The 17,076-nt window shown below is 62.3% G+C and carries 18 protein-coding genes; all 18 read right to left on the bottom strand.

Features of this window, described 5'->3' with window-relative positions:
* Nucleotides 1-75: 75 nt before the first annotated feature.
* Nucleotides 76-786 (bottom strand): XRE family transcriptional regulator, encoded by a 711-nt coding sequence (locus CO731_RS22620; protein WP_108608902.1) that lies wholly within the window; start codon nt 784-786, stop codon nt 76-78.
* A gap of 60 nt (nt 787-846) precedes the next feature.
* The gene (locus tag CO731_RS22625; protein WP_108608903.1) at nt 847-1,449 is read right to left on the bottom strand and encodes a HupE/UreJ family protein; all 603 of its coding nucleotides are present in this window, start codon (nt 1,447-1,449) and stop codon (nt 847-849) included.
* A gap of 39 nt (nt 1,450-1,488) precedes the next feature.
* The gene (locus CO731_RS22630) at nt 1,489-2,367 is read right to left on the bottom strand and encodes an urease accessory protein UreD (RefSeq protein ID WP_108608904.1); all 879 of its coding nucleotides are present in this window, start codon (nt 2,365-2,367) and stop codon (nt 1,489-1,491) included.
* On the bottom strand, nt 2,364-3,011 hold the full coding sequence (gene ureG / locus CO731_RS22635) for an urease accessory protein UreG (protein WP_108608905.1): 648 nt from the start codon (nt 3,009-3,011) through the stop codon (nt 2,364-2,366). The genes CO731_RS22630 and ureG overlap by 4 nt, the downstream gene beginning before the upstream one ends.
* Before the next feature lie 4 nt (nt 3,012-3,015).
* Nucleotides 3,016-4,728, bottom strand: coding sequence for an urease subunit alpha (ureC, locus tag CO731_RS22640; RefSeq protein WP_108608906.1), 1,713 nt, complete (start codon nt 4,726-4,728; stop codon nt 3,016-3,018).
* A gap of 14 nt (nt 4,729-4,742) precedes the next feature.
* Nucleotides 4,743-5,438 (bottom strand): urease subunit beta, encoded by a 696-nt coding sequence (locus tag CO731_RS22645; RefSeq protein ID WP_108608907.1) that lies wholly within the window; start codon nt 5,436-5,438, stop codon nt 4,743-4,745.
* Between the two features lie 15 nt (nt 5,439-5,453).
* Nucleotides 5,454-6,137 carry an urease accessory UreF family protein gene (locus CO731_RS22650; RefSeq protein WP_108608908.1) on the bottom strand — a complete coding sequence of 228 codons (684 nt, stop codon included), beginning with the start codon at nt 6,135-6,137 and terminating at the stop codon, nt 5,454-5,456.
* Nucleotides 6,134-6,586 carry an urease accessory protein UreE gene (gene ureE / locus CO731_RS22655; RefSeq protein ID WP_108608909.1) on the bottom strand — a complete coding sequence of 151 codons (453 nt, stop codon included), beginning with the start codon at nt 6,584-6,586 and terminating at the stop codon, nt 6,134-6,136. The genes CO731_RS22650 and ureE overlap by 4 nt, the downstream gene beginning before the upstream one ends.
* Nucleotides 6,587-6,661: 75 nt before the next feature.
* Nucleotides 6,662-7,357, bottom strand: coding sequence for an urea ABC transporter ATP-binding subunit UrtE (gene urtE / locus CO731_RS22660; protein WP_108608910.1), 696 nt, complete (start codon nt 7,355-7,357; stop codon nt 6,662-6,664).
* The gene (gene urtD, locus CO731_RS22665; RefSeq protein WP_108608911.1) at nt 7,350-8,147 is read right to left on the bottom strand and encodes an urea ABC transporter ATP-binding protein UrtD; all 798 of its coding nucleotides are present in this window, start codon (nt 8,145-8,147) and stop codon (nt 7,350-7,352) included. The genes urtE and urtD overlap by 8 nt, the downstream gene beginning before the upstream one ends.
* Nucleotides 8,148-8,150: 3 nt before the next feature.
* Nucleotides 8,151-9,257, bottom strand: coding sequence for an urea ABC transporter permease subunit UrtC (urtC, locus tag CO731_RS22670; RefSeq protein ID WP_108610004.1), 1,107 nt, complete (start codon nt 9,255-9,257; stop codon nt 8,151-8,153).
* 25 nt (nt 9,258-9,282) lie between these two features.
* A complete protein-coding gene (gene urtB, locus CO731_RS22675) occupies nt 9,283-10,173 on the bottom strand; it encodes an urea ABC transporter permease subunit UrtB (protein ID WP_108608912.1) in 891 nt (296 codons plus the stop codon).
* A 75-nt stretch (nt 10,174-10,248) separates the two neighbouring features.
* The gene (locus tag CO731_RS22680; RefSeq protein WP_108608913.1) at nt 10,249-11,496 is read right to left on the bottom strand and encodes a transporter substrate-binding domain-containing protein; all 1,248 of its coding nucleotides are present in this window, start codon (nt 11,494-11,496) and stop codon (nt 10,249-10,251) included.
* Nucleotides 11,497-11,978: 482 nt separating this feature from the next.
* Complete coding sequence (locus tag CO731_RS22685; RefSeq protein WP_108608914.1) at nt 11,979-12,587, bottom strand: ANTAR domain-containing protein; 609 nt, start codon at nt 12,585-12,587, stop codon at nt 11,979-11,981.
* A gap of 13 nt (nt 12,588-12,600) precedes the next feature.
* Entirely contained in the window at nt 12,601-13,755 is a 1,155-nt protein-coding gene (locus tag CO731_RS22690; protein ID WP_108608915.1) for a transporter substrate-binding domain-containing protein, read from the bottom strand.
* 255 nt (nt 13,756-14,010) lie between these two features.
* On the bottom strand, nt 14,011-15,144 hold the full coding sequence (locus CO731_RS22695) for an aminomethyltransferase family protein (protein WP_108608916.1): 1,134 nt from the start codon (nt 15,142-15,144) through the stop codon (nt 14,011-14,013).
* 216 nt (nt 15,145-15,360) lie between these two features.
* Nucleotides 15,361-15,978 carry a HupE/UreJ family protein gene (locus CO731_RS22700; protein WP_159091684.1) on the bottom strand — a complete coding sequence of 206 codons (618 nt, stop codon included), beginning with the start codon at nt 15,976-15,978 and terminating at the stop codon, nt 15,361-15,363.
* A 49-nt stretch (nt 15,979-16,027) separates the two neighbouring features.
* Entirely contained in the window at nt 16,028-17,074 is a 1,047-nt protein-coding gene (locus CO731_RS22705) for an arginase family protein (RefSeq protein WP_108608918.1), read from the bottom strand.
* Between the last annotated feature and the right edge of the window lie 2 nt (nt 17,075-17,076).

Here is a 17,076-nt window from a genome sequence, read left to right on the forward strand (position 1 = left end):
CGGGCCTTACCAGAGCGCGGGTAGGCGCCTGCAGTTCGGTTGACAAGCTCTCGTATTCGCCAACCAAGACCCTGATCAATCCTCTCCGCCCTGCGGATAGGAGATGACGGACAGGAAGCGGATCGGCAACCGGGTCAGCTGTTCGGGGCCGTGTGGGGTGTCGGCTTCGAAGAAAAGGCTGTCGCCGGGAGCCATATGGTAGAGGTTCGCGCCGTGCCGGTAGGTGATCTCGCCTTCCAGCAGGTAGAGGAACTCCATTCCCGGGTGCTGGAACAGCGGGAACGTGTCGGTGTCGCTGGCAAGGGTGATGAGGTAGGGCTCGACCGACACTGCGCTGGAGCCGGATCCGATGTAGCCGAGGAGGTTGTATTGATGGCCCGCCCGCGTGCCGCGCCGTTCCACCCCGACGCCTGCGCCCGCCTTGACGAACACGGCGCTGCGCTCTTCCTCGAAGCTCTTGAGCAGCGCGGTCATCGGCACGCCGAGCGCCTGGGACAAGGCCTGCAGCGTGGTCAGCGACGCCGAGATGACGCCGTTTTCGATCTTCGACATCATGCCGACCGAAATGCTTGCGGCGCTGGCAAGCTCGGTGGCGGTCATGCCGTGGCGTTTGCGGCAGGCCCGCACCTCCCGGCCGATCGCCGCCTGCAGCTCGTTCTCCCCCGGCGCGCGAACGGCGTGCGGGTCCTGCTGCAGCGGCAGCGATACGGCTTTCCTGCCGGCACCGGCTCCGACCCGGGGGAACCCGACAGGGCGGGCCTGATGTAGGGGGACTGAAATACTCATCCTGGCACCTCCTGTCGGGCATATACGTTGTGCTGCGCTCGCGCAGCAGCAGATGGCTTATCAGACGAGACCGGTCACCACGCCGACACCGGCGACAGCCGCCACTGCGCCGAGCGAACGGACAAGCAGCGCGCCCCTCGCCCCGCCCTTGCCGTCAAGCAGCAAGCCGAAGCCGAGGCCCGCCGCATGCAGCGTTGCGGTCGCCAGCACAAAGCCCAGGCCATAGACCAGGCCGCTGGCGCTCTCCGGCATCTCGGCACCGTGGGCATAACCGTGGAAGACCGCAAAGAAGCCGACCAGCGCCATGGCGGCAGCTACTCCGGCCCGCAGGTTGAAGGCGACAACGCCGCCGAGAACGACGATGGACAGGCCGATGCCGAGCTCGACGAAGGGCACGGCGATGCCGGCAAGGCCAAGCACCCCGCCCAGCACCATCACCGCAACGAAGCTCGCCGGCACCAGCCAGCGGGCCCGGCCGCCAAGTTGGGACGCGAACAGGCCGACCATGACCATGGCAAGGACGTGGTCGAGCCCGCCCAGCGGATGAGCAAAACCGTGGGCGAAACCATCGACATGACCGAGACCGGTATGGGCGTTGGCGAGGCTGGGCGCCAGGGCGAAGGCGGCCAGCGCGGCGGACCTGGCGAGAGACTTGGTGTTCATGATCGGCTTTCCTTCACGGTTGCGATGTGAGTGCGGTTGTCATTTGCGTCGTGGCGCTGGCTGGATACCGAAGGCCGCGGCCACGGCGAGCTCGAAAAGGCTTTCGCCGATGCTGCGGGCAGCGATCGCATCGGCCGCCAGGCAGCGCAGGCCAAAGCCCGCCCCATTGGCAAGTGCGCTCACCCCTACGATCGCCGAGGCCATATCGTTCAGCGCGACAAGTGCTTCGGCTGCCGGAAGCCGGGTGGGATCGCCCAACAGCATGAAGTTGGACACGACCTTCCAGCCGCCGATGGGCGAAGCCGGCCCTGCGATATCTGCGCCGCTCACTTCGAGATTGTCGCGCACGAGCAGCCGGCCTGCCGCGTCGCGGATCGAGACATCGGAGCCAAGCCGGTCGAAGGAACGCAAGCGCCCCTCCGGATCGTGGCAGGTAAAGGCATCCGACAATAACAGCACGGCGCCGGGCGCGAGCCGGGCCCGGATGCTGCTTGAACTGGATGCACCGGGAAACAGCACCAGCGGATCGGGCGTCACGGCCAGGAAGGCATTCTCTTCCAGGACAATCTCGGTCACTTGGTGCGCCGGCTGGCCATGGCAGTCATGAACGACAGTTGCCGCCTGGGTGGTGATATGGGCTGCCGCACCGGCGCCGAGCTCGTAGCGGCTCGTCAGCCTGTCGTCACGATAAAGCCCGCCCGAGGAAGACTGCTGATAGACCGTCAGCAGCGAGGGAATGGCTCTATCGAGCGCGAACGGCCGTGTCATGTGGAACGGGTAGCAAACGAACTGGCGGCCCAGATGGGTGCGCGCGCCGTGGCGGGAGAAGGCGAGCTCGAAACGGCCACAGCGTGCCTCGGCCTGGCGCGGCTGTACCAGAGCGTAGGTAGCAGGCGGTTGGGGCCAATGGCTCGTCATCTGAACAACACGTCCGAAACGATGCGGTCGGCGATCGCGTCGATCCCGTTATTGCTGCGGCAATTGGTGAGCGCCATCGGCCGGCCAGCCCGCGCGGTTGCGGCTTGCGCTGCCATCGCCTCGAGATCGACGCCGACATAGGGGGCGAGATCGGTCTTGTTGACCACCAGCAGGTCGCATTTGAGGACGCCGGGACCCTTCTTGCGCGGAATGTCGTCACCGCCGGCAACGTCGATGACGAACATCCACCAGTCGACAAGATCAAGCGAGAAGGTCGAGGCGAGATTGTCGCCGCCGCTCTCGATGAGGATCAGCTCGACATCGGGAAACAGCACTTCCAGATCGTCGGCGGCGGCGATGTTGAGCGTCGGATCCTCGCGGATGACGGTGTGCGGGCAGGCGCCCGCCTCAACGGCTGCGACGCGAGCCGGGTCGATCAGGCCCGAGCGGCGGATGCGTTCGGCATCCTCGGCCGTCACCAGATCGTTGGTGACGATCGCCAGCGACACGCCGCGCGCGGCAAAGGCCGGGATCAGCCGTTCGATCAGTGCCGTCTTGCCGGAACCGACGGGCCCGCCGATGCCGATGCGGGCAGCCCCCACGCGCGAGGCTGACGATGTAGCGGAAGAAGTCCTGGCGTCCATGATATTACCTCAGCATGTAGCGTTGGGTCAGCGGCAGCTCATGCGCCGGCTCGCAGGTGGCGAGTTCGCCGTCGACAAAGACATCGAAGGTCTGCGGATCGACGCGAATGTTGGGACAGGCATCGTTGCGCAGCATGTCCTTCTTCGTGAGGCCACGATTGCCGCGCGACGGCAGCAGCGCCTTCTTCAGGTCGAGCGTCGCGGCAAGGCCCCGGTCGATGGCAAGCGGATTGACGAAGCAGGCCGAGAGCGCCTGCTTGGCGCGTCCGAAGGCGCCCCATTGCGGGCGCAGCAACAACGGCTCGCAGGTCATCAGCGACGCGGCGCTGTCGCCCATGGCACCCCAGGCGATGAAACCGCCCTTGATCACCAGCTCCGGCTTGATGCCGAAGAAGGCAGGCCGCCAGATCACGATGTCGGCCATCTTGCCGTCTTCGAGCGAACCGACATGCTCGGCGATGCCAAAGGTGCGGGCCGCATTGATGGTGTATTTAGCGACGTAGCGCTTGATGCGTTCGTTGTCGCCGAAGCGCGTCGCCTCCTCGGGCAGGCGGCCACGCTGCTTCTTCATCTTGTCGGCGAGTTGCCAGGTGCGGCAGATCACCTCGTTGATGCGGCCCATGCCCTGACTGTCGGAGCCGAGCATCGAGATCGCGCCGATATCGTGCAGTATATCCTCGGCAGCGATGGTCTGGGCGCGGATGCGGCTTTCGGCAAAGGCGACATCCTCGGGGATCGCCGGGTTGAGGTGATGGCACACCATCGTCATGTCGAGGTGTTCGTCGAAGGTATTGACGGTGTAGGGATTGGTCGGGTTGGTCGACGACGGCAGGCACCACGGCACGCCGGCGACGCTGATGATGTCCGGCGCGTGGCCACCGCCGGCACCTTCGGTGTGGTACATGTGGATGGTGCGGCCGTTGATGGCAGCGAGCGTATCCTCAAGGAAGCCGGATTCGTTCAGCGTATCGGTATGGATCTGGACCGGGAAATCGAGCTGGTCGGCCACCGTCAGGCAGGTGTCGATCGACGCTGGCATGGTGCCCCAGTCTTCATGCAGCTTGAGGCCGAGGCAGCCGGTTTCGATCTGCTCGACCAGCGATGCCGGCTTGTGCGAATTGCCGCGGCCGAGGAAGCCGAAATTGATCGGCCACTCTTCCGCCGCCTGCAGCATCTTGCCGACATTGAACGGTCCGCCGCAATCGATGCCGACGGTGATCGGCCCGAGCGAACCGCCGAGCATGGTGGTGATGCCGGAGGCAATGGCATGATCGCACAATTGCGCGCTGTCGAAATGCACGTGCACGTCGAGCGCGCCGGCGGTGGCGATCAGGCCCTCGCAGTCGCGCACCGTGGTTGCCGCCGACACGATCAGTCGCGGGTCGACACCGTCCATGATTGCCGGATTGCCGGCCTTGCCGATGCCGACGATCTTGCCGTCCCGGATGCCGAGATCGCCCTTGACGATGCCGACCACGGCATCGATCACGGTGACGTTGCACAACAGGAAGTCGAGCGCGCCCTCGGCACTGGTGACGCCGGCGGCAAGGCCGGCTCCGTCACGCAAGGTCTTGCCGCCGCCATGCAGGCATTCGTCGCCATAGACGGCATAGTCCTTTTCGACGACAGCGACGAGCGAGGTGTCGCCGAGACGGAAGCCGTCGCCGGTGGTCGGGCCATACATTGCCGCATAATCGCGGCGTGACAGGGTTGCCATGTTCGTTCCTCCCCTCAGGCGCCGCGGAAGCCGCGGGCGCGGGCGTTGTCAAGGGCAGCGGCCTTCACCGCCGCATCGTCGGCCGAGCCGTTCGACAGCCCGTTGAGGCCGGAGAGCTGTTGCTGCCCGCCGAAAGTGGTGAGCGGCACGTCCTTCTCCTGTCCGGGCTCGAAACGCACCGCCGTGCCGGCGGCAATGTCCAGGCGCATGCCGAAGGCGGCTGCGCGGTCGAAGTCGAGCGCCTTGTTGACCTCGAAGAAATGGTAATGGCTGCCGATCTGCACCGGACGGTCGCCAGTGTTGACCACCTTCAGAGTGAGCTTGCGGCGCCCGGCGTTCAGCTCGATCTCGCCCTCTTCGGTGATGATGGCGCCTGGCTCGAGGTCGTCGGCAACGGCACCGGCGGCCGGTCGCAGCGGCTCATGCACGGTGACCAGCTTGGTGCCGTCGCGGAACGTCGCCTCGATCTGCAGCATCGGCAGCATCGCCGCCACGCCGGGCATGACGTCAGCCTGGGTCAGGATAGCGGAGCCAATCGACATCATCTCGGCGACCGAGCGCCCTTCCCTGGCGCCTTCGAGGATCTCGTCGGAAATGAGTGCGACCGCTTCGGGATAGTTGAGCAACAACCCCTTTGCCCGTCGTTTGCGCGCAAGTTCGGCCGCCGTGTAGATGGTCAGGCGTTCAAGTTCGGTCGGGGTCAGCAACATGGCGTGCGCTCCTCATCAATTCGAAAACAGGCGCTGGCCGGACACGCCGTGCATGGCGACCGCGATCTCGCAAAGCGGCGTGAACGAACGCAACGCCTCGCCATCGGCGACCGGCCTGCTGCCCGCGGCTTCGATCGCGGGCAGCGCCCGGGCCATCGAAGCCTGGGCGTCGATGGCCCCGATCAGGCCTAGCCGCACCGCAGCCGTCGCCAGCGAGGCGACCATCTGGTAGCCGCCGATCGCAACGGCCGTCGCCTCGTCGAGGCCGAGCGCCTGCCACACAAGGCCCTGGACGACGGCGAGGTGGCCGCAGGCGCTGCCATTACGGACCATTCCGCGATAGGCAGTTGCTCCCTTGGTTCCCAGGCGCCCGTGGGTGGTCAGGAGGGCCGTGCCGTTGCGGCGCGAGCCCGACCGCAGCCCCTCGACGAAGGTCGAGGCTTCGACCTCGCTGTCCAGTTCGGCAAGTGCGTCGAGATCGCCGGCAAGCCGAAACGCCCGCACCAGCGCGACACGGTCCGCGTCCGCCCAGCGGTGGCGGATCTGGATGTCTACGAAATCGGCGAAATCGAATGCACCCAACCGGTCGGCCAGCGACGACGATGCCTCGAGCCCTTGCGAAAAGGCAAAGCCGCCTGACGGGAATTGCCCGTCGGCATGCTGCAGGGCGACGAGCAGATTTGTTGCCGAAAGGCTCATTCGGCCTCCTCCGTCAGCTTGACCCGACCGCCCGAGACCAGGGCTTCGATGCGCGCGGCATAGGCCGAGGCCGGCCCATCCTGCGCCACCAGAAGATCCTCGCCGTCGAAGCGCACCCGCCAGTGGAGATTGCCGGCGTGATAGCCGAGTTCCAGCGCATCGCTGGCCGAGTGCGGCGTGATCCTCAGCCAGCGCTGCTCGCCGGCCCTGACGATCACCGCGCGATGGTCGTCGAGCACAAGGACAGCACCGTCGTGCAGTTTCTGGTCGCGCGGCAGGGTGATCGCCACCTCTTCGCCCTTGTCCGTCCGCGCCATCAGCCGCCGCCGGTCGAGATCGCCGGCCGCGACCGTCACGAACTCGACCGCATGGTGATGTTCGAGATGGTGGATGGCCTCGTGCAAGGCCGGATCGCTTCGGCTGCCTAGAACACTTTCAACTCGCAGCATCTCAAAATCCTCTCTGCTCTAGACCATTCGTCGGTGTCATCGGATATCCCGACTGCCAAAAAAGCCACGGCGGCTCTAAAGGCTCATATGCTTGTGGATCAGCTCGTTGCTGAGGTCGGCGGTTTCGCCAGCTGCAGCGACTTGTCCCTTTTCGAGGATGGCAAATCGATGCGCAGCAGTGCGCGCAAAGCGTATCTTCTGCTCGACGAGGATGATGGTCAGCCCATGATCCCGGTTGAGCGAAATAATCGCTTTTTCGATGTGCTCGACGATGTTCGGCTGGATGCCCTCAGTCGGTTCATCGAGGACAAGAATGCTTGGATCCGTAGCGAGTGCCCGGGCAATCGCCAGTTGCTGCTGCTGGCCGCCGGAAAGATTGGTGCCACGTCGGTTCAGATGATCTTTCAAGAAGGGAAACAGGGTCCAGACCAACGGAGGGACCGACATCTGGCGATCCGCCCGCGCGTTGCAGCCAAGCAGGATGTTGTCGAGCACGCTAAGCCCCGGCACGATTTCACGTCCCTGGGGCACATAACCGATGCCACGCCGCGCACGTTCATAGGTAAGGTCCCGGCTGATCTCGGTGCCTTCGAACTCGATCGCGCCCTTGGTCTGCACGGTGATGCCGAGGAGGCTGCGCAACAGGGTCGTCTTGCCCACGCCGTTGCGCCCCATGATGCAGAAGACCTCGCCCTTGCGAATTTCAAGGTTGAGATCGTGGATGATGTGGCTGGTTCCGTAGAACACGTTGAGGTCTTTGAATTTAAGCATGGCTGAGCGTCGCCGATCCAAGATACGCCTCGATCACTGCGGGGTTGCGTTCGATCTCCTCCGCGGTTCCCTCGGCAAGCACTGATCCCTGGTGCATCACGGTAATGGTCCGGCAGATGCGGCGGACGAATGCCATGTCGTGCTCGATGACCAGCACCGTGTGTTGGCCTGCAAGGTCGAGCAGCAACTCGGCTGTCTTGTCGGTTTCGGCCGAGGTCATCCCTGCAGCGGGCTCGTCGAGGAGGATGATCTTGGGGTCCTGGCTCAGGACCATTGCCAGTTCGAGCCATTGCAGTTGGCCGTGCGACAGTTCCGATGCCTTGCGCTTCATCGAACCGAGCAAGCCGGTCCTTTCTGCGACGGCAATCTCCCTGTCGCTTGGCCTGGGCTTCACCCGGTCGAACAGGTTCTGGAAAACACCGACCCTGCGGTTGCTGGCAACCTGCAGGTTTTCCAGCACGGTCATGTCCTTGAAAACCGTTGGCGTCTGGAACTTGCGGCCAACGCCGCTGCGGGCAATGGCGGCCTCCCCGATGCCGGTGATGTTGCGGTCATGCAACCAGATCTCGCCCTCGGAGGGCAGCGTCTTGCCGCACAGGAGGTCGAGCAAGGTCGACTTGCCGGCACCATTGGCGCCGATGATCACCCTGAGCTCACCGTCGGCGATCGACAGATCAACGTCGCGTACCGCCGGAAATTCGTCGAATCGCACCGTCAGATTCTGCGTCCGCAGAATGGGCGCAGCCGATGCCAGTGCCGCAGTTTGAGATGGCCTGTGAAGGGCATTCATCGATCATGCCTCCCTTGCGGACAGTTCGGCCTCGGCGAAGCGCTCGGCCTTGCCGGAGCGCTCGACCAAAGCCTTGAATATCCCGGCAATCCCGTTCGGCATGAATAGGACGACGAAGACAAAAAGCAGACCCAATATGATCGGCCAGACCGGCTGGAAGGTCGCGCTTTCGCTGGCCAGGGAGCCGACGAAATTGACGATCAGAGCGCCGATACAAGCACCGAGCAGCGATGCACGGCCACCTGTCGCAGCCCAGATCACCATCGAGATGCTCAATGACGTCGCCATCAGTGACGGCGTGGCGAACTCGGAAGTCAGGGTGAACAGCATTCCCGCCAGGCCGGCGACACCGGCCGAAACGCAGAAGATGAAGAGCTTGTAGTTCTCGACGTCGTAGCCGAGGTAGCGGGCGCGCGCTTCGTCCTCGCGAATGGCCTTGAGTATCTGACCTATCCGCCCTGACAGCATGTAGCGGGCCAGGAGGATCACCGCGAGGAGCGTGAGCGCGACGGTGTAATACGCACTTGGGCCGTAGGGGTCGAATTCAAAGCCGCCAATATTCAGCAGCGCAAGGTTGGCGAGGCCGTTGAAGCCGCCGGTGAGCGGCTGGTTGTTGATGATCAGCAACTGCCCGATCAAGGCGAAGGCCAGCGTGATGATGCTGACATAGACGCCGGTCGTCCGTCGCTTGAACATGACATAGCCGATCGCGGCAGCCAAAATGCACGGCACGACGATCCCAGCAATCATGCCGACCGTGATGGATCGAAATGGGATCCACAGGAACGAACCGGTGGTGACGCAACACAGATCGCGGACAGCATCCGGCTCCATGTTGAGAAGCATGAGTTGCGGTACCGGATTGTTTTCCGGCACGGCCAGGGTCAGCGACATCGCCAGCATGTAAGAGCCCATGCCGAAAAAAAGTCCCTGGCCGAGGCTCAGGATGCCGGCATAACCCCACGACATGCTGATGCCGATCGCGCAGATCGAATAGACAAGGTAGATCGCGACGCGGTTGGTCCAGAAGCTGTTGAGCACGAGCGGAAGCGCAAGCACAACGGCGAAGAACACTACGTATGCGACTATGGAAGCGGTGCGGTATGTCATGCGCTCGTCCATGTTGCAGCCAAGCTCAGCGGCTCTTGGTGACGAAGAGGCCCTGAGGCTTGAAGAGGAGAATAAGGATCACGACGGTGAACAGGACCGTTCGCCCGTAGACGTCGTTTGCCCAGGTGGCGACGAAGCTCTGGACTTCGCCGAGAATGCCTGCCGAGGCCATGGTGCCGAGCAGATGGCCAACTCCGCCGGCGACGACAACGAGAAAGGCGTCGACGACATAAGGCGTTCCCATGTCGGGTGACACGGTCTTGAAACCCGACACCAGCACGCCCGCAATGCCCGCAAGTCCGGAGCCATAGGCAAACGCCAGCATATTGACGCGCTTGTCGTTGATACCGCAGGCGGCCGCTGTATTCCTGGCAACCGAAACGGCCCGAAGCTGGCTGCCGAAACGCGTCTTGAAGATCAGCAACCAACTGATGGCGCCCAGTGCCAGGGCGGCCACGAACACGAAGGCCCGATAGACCGGTATGTTGGCGCCGAAAACACGTATGGCCTGCTGCAGTTCCGCGGGAACCGGGACGTTCTGAAGGTCCGAGCCGAGGCCGTCGATCTCGATGCCGAAGAGCCCGAGCCCAAAATGAATGCGGATGAGCTGCTGCAGTATAAGCGCGATGCCCCATGTCGCCAGCAAGGTATCGAGCAGCCGCCCGTAGAGCCTGCGAACGACAGTTCGCTCGATGATCAGCCCAAAGGTCGCCGTCACCAGAAACGCCAGCGGCAGGCAGAGATAGATGTTGAAGCCAAGGTGCTTGGTCGCCAGGACCGTGGTGTAGGCCCCGATCATCACCATCTCGCCATGGGCCAGATTGATGACGTTCATGGTGCCGTAGATAATCGCCAGGCCAAGGGCGACCATGAAAAGTATCGATGCGATACTCAAGCCAATGACAAATGTTTCCATGCCGCTTTCATCCGCGTCTGTCGAGGGATCGTGCCGGCGCGAGCATCCGCGCCGGCAAAGCTGGCTGATCGGGGACTAGAGCGTCGCCCCGCTTGTCGCACAGACCCGCTTCTCGGCCGTCTCGCCGACGCTCGAGTAAGGCAGCGGCACAAGCGGCTCGGCGTACTGATCGACAACGTCGAGCAGGCCGTCGGCACGGGTCTTGCCGATGCGCGGCGTCAGGTAGCTGTGCAGGTTGTCGGGATCGACCGTGACCTTGCCCTGCGGCGCGTCGAAGGACAGGCCACCAACACTGGCAACAATGGCCTCCGGCGCGAGATCGCCGGCCTTTTCTGCTGCCATTGCCCACATGTTGACGCCGATATACACCGCCTCCATCGCCGCGTGGGTCACAGCGTCAGCTCCGGCATAGGCCTTGAATGCCTCGACGAAAACCTTGTTCTGCGGCGTGTCGACGGTTTGGAAATAGGGTAGCGAAACGTAGCTTCCCAGCGCGTATTCAGGACCCATCGCCTTGATCTCGACTTCGGTCGTCGTCGAAGAACACAAGGGGAGCTTGTCGAAGTCGTAGCCCTGGTTGCGCAGTTCCCGGTAGAAGGCAACGATGGAGTCGCCCACGACGTTGGAGAAGATGACGTCTGCGCCGCTCGAGCCGATCTTTGATACCATCGACGCCCATTCGGTATGCCCGAGCGGGAGGTACTCGTCGCCGACAACCTCCATGCCGATTCTTTCGCAGATCGTCTTCGAGGTCTTTGCCATCCCGCGGGGAAAGGCATAGTCGGAGCCGACGATGAAGACCTTGTTCTTGCCCAGGCTCTTTTTCAGCCACGGCAGGGAATTTTCCAGCTGCTGGTTGGGCACTGCCGAGCCGGCGTAGAGCACGTTTTTGGAACACTCCTCGCCCTCGTACCAGGTCGGCCAGACCAGCAGTCCCTTGCGCCGCTCCACCACCGGCAGGACAGCCTTGCGGCTGGCTGTGGTGTAACAGCCGAAGATCACCGGAACCTGGTCCTCGATCGTGAGCTTGCGCGCCTTTTCGCTGTATATGCGCGGCTCGGATGCAGGGTCTTCGATGATGGCACGCAGCTGGCGGCCAAGAACGCCACCCCTGGCGTTGATTTCGGCAATCGCCATCTGGGCGCACTGGTTCATCGATTTCTCGACGATCGCCGTGGTGCCCGTCAGCGAATACATGATGCCGACAGGAATCTCATTTGCCGCCCAGGCTTTGCCCCCGAGTCGCAGGATTGCCGGAGCTGCCAGTCCGACAGCAGCAAGACCCGATGCTTTAAGAAACGTACGTCGATCTTGGTTCTTCATTGTTCCTCCTGTTCGCCTCTATGTGCGATTTATTTTTAGGAAGCCGCCCCATTCGCGGCCGTGCAGAACGTGTACTAGAACGATGTGATCATAAACTTTTATTCAGTATCCTTTTTCGCTCTCCTTTTTCTGCAAAAATACATTTAACAATTTCACTCAAACTTTGGAGGAGTGTACTTAGCTTCTTCGTTTTTATTATTTGACGTTACGATCAAAACGCAGATGCCCTCCCCTTTTTTGGACAGCCGAAATTTGGCCAAAGCAATGCCGCGCACGCGTTCGCACGCGCTAGCCAATGAGCGTCGGTAATCGCTGCAATCTGGACCAACGGCTGCCAACAGCCCTGTCGGGAACAGCCGAAAACAAAAAAACCCGCCAACTCCGTTAGGAGTTTTGCGGGCTACACAGCCTGTCGGTGCTGACGACCTTGTCTCGCACCGTATCGACGCTCAGGCTTCACCCGGCGTCAATTATTTTTCATTCTAGTCACGCATCTCTTTGAAGGTCAATAGCTCATGTGCATTGATGATCGCGCTCGCCAGATCGTCCATCGGAACGCGCTTTGCCATCGCCTGCCGACGAATGTTTTCGTAGGCGTCATGCTCGGTAAGCCCTTGCGTTTCCATCAGAATACTCTTGGCCCGCAAGATCCGGTTGTTTCCGGCCAGCTTTCGCTCGAGCTTGCGGATTCGCTTGCCCGCATTCTGCCGTTCGAGCCAAAGCGCGCGCGCGATCGTCAGATTGGTCAGCAAACCAAATGGGCGGATCGGCCGCTCGATGACTGCCAGCGCACCGCACTCCAGGACCACCTGAAGTGTACTTGGGTCTTCGTAAGTGACCACCGCCACCAGGGCGGGGTCGGACGGCTGCACCGGGCGAAACAGGCGCAGGATCTTTTCCCGGTTCTCCTGCTCGATCGAGACCAGGACCACCACCGCGGTCGGGCTTATCGCATCGGGCAGCGGCCATGTTGTTTCACAGCTGCAGCCAATACGCCGTAGGTGCTCGACCAACGCCAATCCCTCCGGATCTGGCGGATGGATGACTTGAACGCGCAAGCCTTTCAGGTCCTGGAGTATCCTGGTTGGCACCGAAAACGATCCGCTATGCTTTGCGTTTCAGTTGATGTGGCTTGTTCATCCAATCATCAAATGACGCGGTGACAAAGTAAGGATCCGGCCTGACTCTCGTTTCGGATTGCCAGATGACGTCGAACTTGCCTTCCGAATTGACCCGCCCAATCCGCGACCAGAGTTCCGTATGATGATTGTCGGGGTCAATCCGTATGCGGCCTTGCGGTGCATCGAATTCCAGCCCGGCCAAGTGTTTGGCCAAAGCCTCGGGCTCATCCGTACCGGCCAGTTCCAGAGCCTTGGCGTAGAGATGTACCTGAAAATAGGCGGCCTCGGCACCTGCCGTGACAGGAGCATTGGGGCCAAAGCGTTTCTTGTAGGCGGAAACAAACCGCTGCGCCTGTGGCGTATCCAGAGTTTCGAAGAACGACGCCGAAGTCAGATGCCCGGCTGCAACCTCGGGCGCCATCTCGGCAACTTCAGCTTCGGTTGTCGTCAGGCTGGCGATCGGCATGGTTTCGGCGTCGAAGCCGGCGTCCTTGTAGGCCTCATAGAGCATGACCGCGCCGGTGCCGACGACCGTCGACACCACGATGTCCGGCTTCAGCTTCTTGATCTGCTTGATGACCCGGTCGAAATCCTTGCGGTTGGCTTCGACAGGGACATAGATCTCGTCGAGAATGGTCCCGTTGGCCCTCGTCACAAGATCCATGACGACACGATTGTACTCGTAGGGGAACACATAATTCGAGCCGACCAGGAGGAAGCGCTTGCCGTAATTCTCTATCAGATAGCGTGCGAGCTGGACCGCATTCTGGTTCGATGACGAACCCGTATAGAAACAACGTGTCGAGTACTCGAACCCCTCGTAGAAAGTTGGGTAGAATAGCATTCCCCGGTAGGATTCTATTTCCGGAAGGACGGCTTTTCTTGCCGATGACATATAGCATCCGAAAATGATCTTGATGCCATCCTCGGCGAGAAGGCGAACGGCGAGTTCCTGGTACTTCTTGGCAGAACATTCCGGGTCATAAAAAACAGGCTTGATCAGTCGCCCCCGAACGCCGCCTGCTGCGTTGATCTCTTCTGTTGCCAGGCGTGTCGCGTTCGCTTCCGCCATCTCGGCCGCAGCAGTGACCCCGCTGCTGGAAAACAAGACGCCAATACGCCAGTCGACATTTGCCATGCGATCTATGCCACCTATTGAGCAGGTCGAAACAAAGTACTCCGGTCATCAGCGTGAGCCGGACAGATTCTGCTTGGGGAGATTTGGGAAACGCCACTGTTTCCGGTGCCATAGAAATATCCTGCCGGCCGAAGAAAGGCAACGCGCCTGAACAGCATTACGTATCAGGACCGTCACTCCGTCCGCAGGGGAGACCCGCCCGAGATTGCCAGCGTTGCCGGCATCAGGCTGATCGATCCCCCGCTACTTCGGATATTACCCCTTTGCGGTCCGCTTTTTCTTTTCCGGATCGTCAAAGGTCAGCGTGTGGGCAACTGCGTTGGCCCTCAGCGACTTGCCGCGGACTTCCAGCTTCACGCCTTGCCTGGCATAAGGCACATCGAGACGGGCGATCGCCATCGATCGCCTGGTCAGCTTCGAATAGGACGGGCAGGTGATGACGCCGACCTTCTTGCCGTCGGCCCAGACCTCGTCGCCGAGATCGGCCATCTTGTCGCCTTCGATCAGCATGCCGAATATCTTGAAGCGCTCGTTGCCCTTTTGGCGATAATGCTCCTCGGCGCCCCGGAAGCCGGTCTTGCCAGGCGAAACCGTGAAATCGAGGCCGAGCTCCCACAGGCTGTCGCCGACCGGCTGGCCCGGGATCGGGTACATCTGCGAATTGTCGTAGGGATAAAACAGCAGGTAGCTCTCGACGCGCAGCAGGTCGAGCGTGCTGAAGCAGCATGGGATGATGCCCATATCCTTGCCTTCGGAAAGGATCGTGTCCCAGACCAGCCGCGCATCCTGGCCGCGCACGAAGATCTCGTAGCCGCGCTCGCCGGTGTAGCCCGTTCGCGAGATCGTCACCGGGGCGCCGAACAGTGTCGTGTGGATGTGGTGGAAATAATTGAGGTCGCGGATTCCGGGCACATGCTTGGCCAGGAAATCGACCGCCACCGGCCCCTGCAGCGACAGATCGTGAAGATCGTCGTCGAACAGCACGGCACAATTGCGCCCGGCCGCCTGCTTGATGATCTCTTCATGCGCGGTGCCGGTTCCGCTGACCAGCATCCAGGAATTGGGTCCATTGCGATAGAGCACGCAATCATCGGTCAGGTGGCCGCGCTCGTTGAGGATCGCGGCATAGACCGAACGGCCCGGCTGGATCTTGGCCACGCTGCGCGTCGTGATGTACTCGAGGATCGCAATCGCGTGCGGCCCGATCAGGTGCATCTTCCGCAATCCCGAGACGTCCATCAGCCCGGCCTTGGTGCGGATCGCGACATGCTGGTCAAACGGATCGGCGTCGTAGGTCCAGGCAGTTCCCATGCCGCTCCAATCCTCGAGATTGGAGCCGAGTGCGCGATGGCGGTCGCCGAGGGCGGTAAAGCGCCAGCTCAAAGTCATCTTGTTCCTCCGGTCATTTTGGCAAACAGGTTTCGTGCCGGCGTCGCTTCGCGCGCCAGGGAGCTCATTCGTTCGTCGCTTCGCAGAGAATGCGACAGATCAGGATACGGAGGTTTCAGCCGTCTGGCCGAAGCGATGGGCCTGAGCGCCCTCCAACGCTCAGGCCGGGCGGAGGCGGCTGGGCGCCGACTCCGCCAATCGCCTGGTTCGACCCGATCAGCCGGCCAGGCCGGCTGCCAGCACAACGCCTGCGGCGGCGATGCCGCCACCGCCCACCTTGAGCGCGTTGCGCCAGGACAAGCGGGCGACGAAGCTGGCAAGCGAGAAGCCCAGCGCATGCAGCACAACTGTCGAAGCGACAAACCCCAGCCCATAGAGGAAGGCATTGCTGGCAATCGGCAATTCCTGGCCGTGGGCGAAACCGTGCAGGCCGCCGAAGGCAACCGTCATCGCAAAGGCCGCGCCGAACGGCACGCGGCTGCCCAGCGCCACGATCGCGCCCAGCAACACCACCGAGCCGGCAATACCCAGTTCGACAAAGGGAAGCGACAGTCCGGTCATGCCAAAGACCGCGCCGGCGATCATTCCGATGACGAAGCCGAGCGGTAGCCAGCGAAACACCGGCTCATTGTCTGCATTCTGACCGGCCCAGATGCCGACCCCGGCCATGGCCAGGATGTGATCAAGCCCGGAGAGCGGGTGAGATAGCCCAGCGCCGAGACCACCGGCCTCGGGTAGAAAATGCGCGTAGCTCGGCATCGTCGACGCGGCATATGCAACGGCAACCGCTGCAGCCAACCGCGTGACCTTCGTTGTGTTCGTTGTCGTGTTCACCATCAACTCCTGTGGCCGGCCGCAGCCGGCCTTGTCCAAGTGGTTGTCTTTACTCTGCGGCGACCAGATCGGTGCGGCGCAGGCTGGCATCGATGACGTCGCCATTTTGCGCCGCCAATGACGCCATCAGGCGCATTATGACGCACGCCGCCAGGCGGGCCGCCGTACCGCTAATGTCGAAGATCGGGCATAGCTCGGTGAGATCGATGACGCTGACACTGCCGCGCTTTGCGATCATGTCGGCGATGCGCATCATCTCACGCGACTCGATGCCGCCTGGTTCCGTCGAGGTGACGCCGGGTGCCGCCGACGAATCCATGACGTTGAAATTGAAGCTGAGATACTGCGCGTCGGTATCGCCCCAGACCCGCTCGATCGAGCGCTCGACCAACGGGTAGATGCCGCCGTCGAACAAGTCGAACATGGAGTCGTAGTGCAGACCCCGCTCCTTCGACAGGTCGACATGGTCCTTGGGGTTCATGGCGTTGCGGGCGCCCAGATGCGCGACATTCCTGATGTCGAGATTGGGCAGTTCGGTGATGCGCGCCATGGCGCATGGGGCGAGATTGCGCTCGCCGGCCCAGCTGTCGGCCATGTCGAGCTGGGCGCCGAAATGCATGTAGCCCATCTTCTTGGAGGCGCCGATATGATCGGAAAGAGCGCGTGCCGCCGCAATCGAAATCGAGCGGTCGCCGCCGCAGATGATCGGCGTGAGGCCGGACTTCAGGACTTCGCGGACCGCACGATAGATGCGCTCATGGGCCACCTCGGGGCTGACCTTCGGCATCGAGACGTCGCCGCAATCGACAGCCTTGCCATGCAGGTCGACGTTGTATTCGAACCAGTAGGAGAAATACTCCTGCGAAACGAGGCGGAACTCGCGCGGGCCGTCTTCCGATCCGGGCTTGCCGACATTGCCTTCGTCGAAAGGCACGCCGACAAAGGCGTATTTGGCACCGCAGGCCCTGAGCGCTTCGGCATTCAGCGGCACGTGGGCAGACCGCAGGAACGTGATCAGGCCTGGCGCGCGGTAGTTGTCTCCGGCGTCGCCGCCAAGCGGCGAGAACAGGTGGGCGTAGGATTTTGCTGGGTTCATGA

The organism is Aminobacter sp. MSH1 (assembly GCF_003071665.1).
Classification (GTDB): domain Bacteria; phylum Pseudomonadota; class Alphaproteobacteria; order Rhizobiales; family Rhizobiaceae; genus Aminobacter; species Aminobacter niigataensis.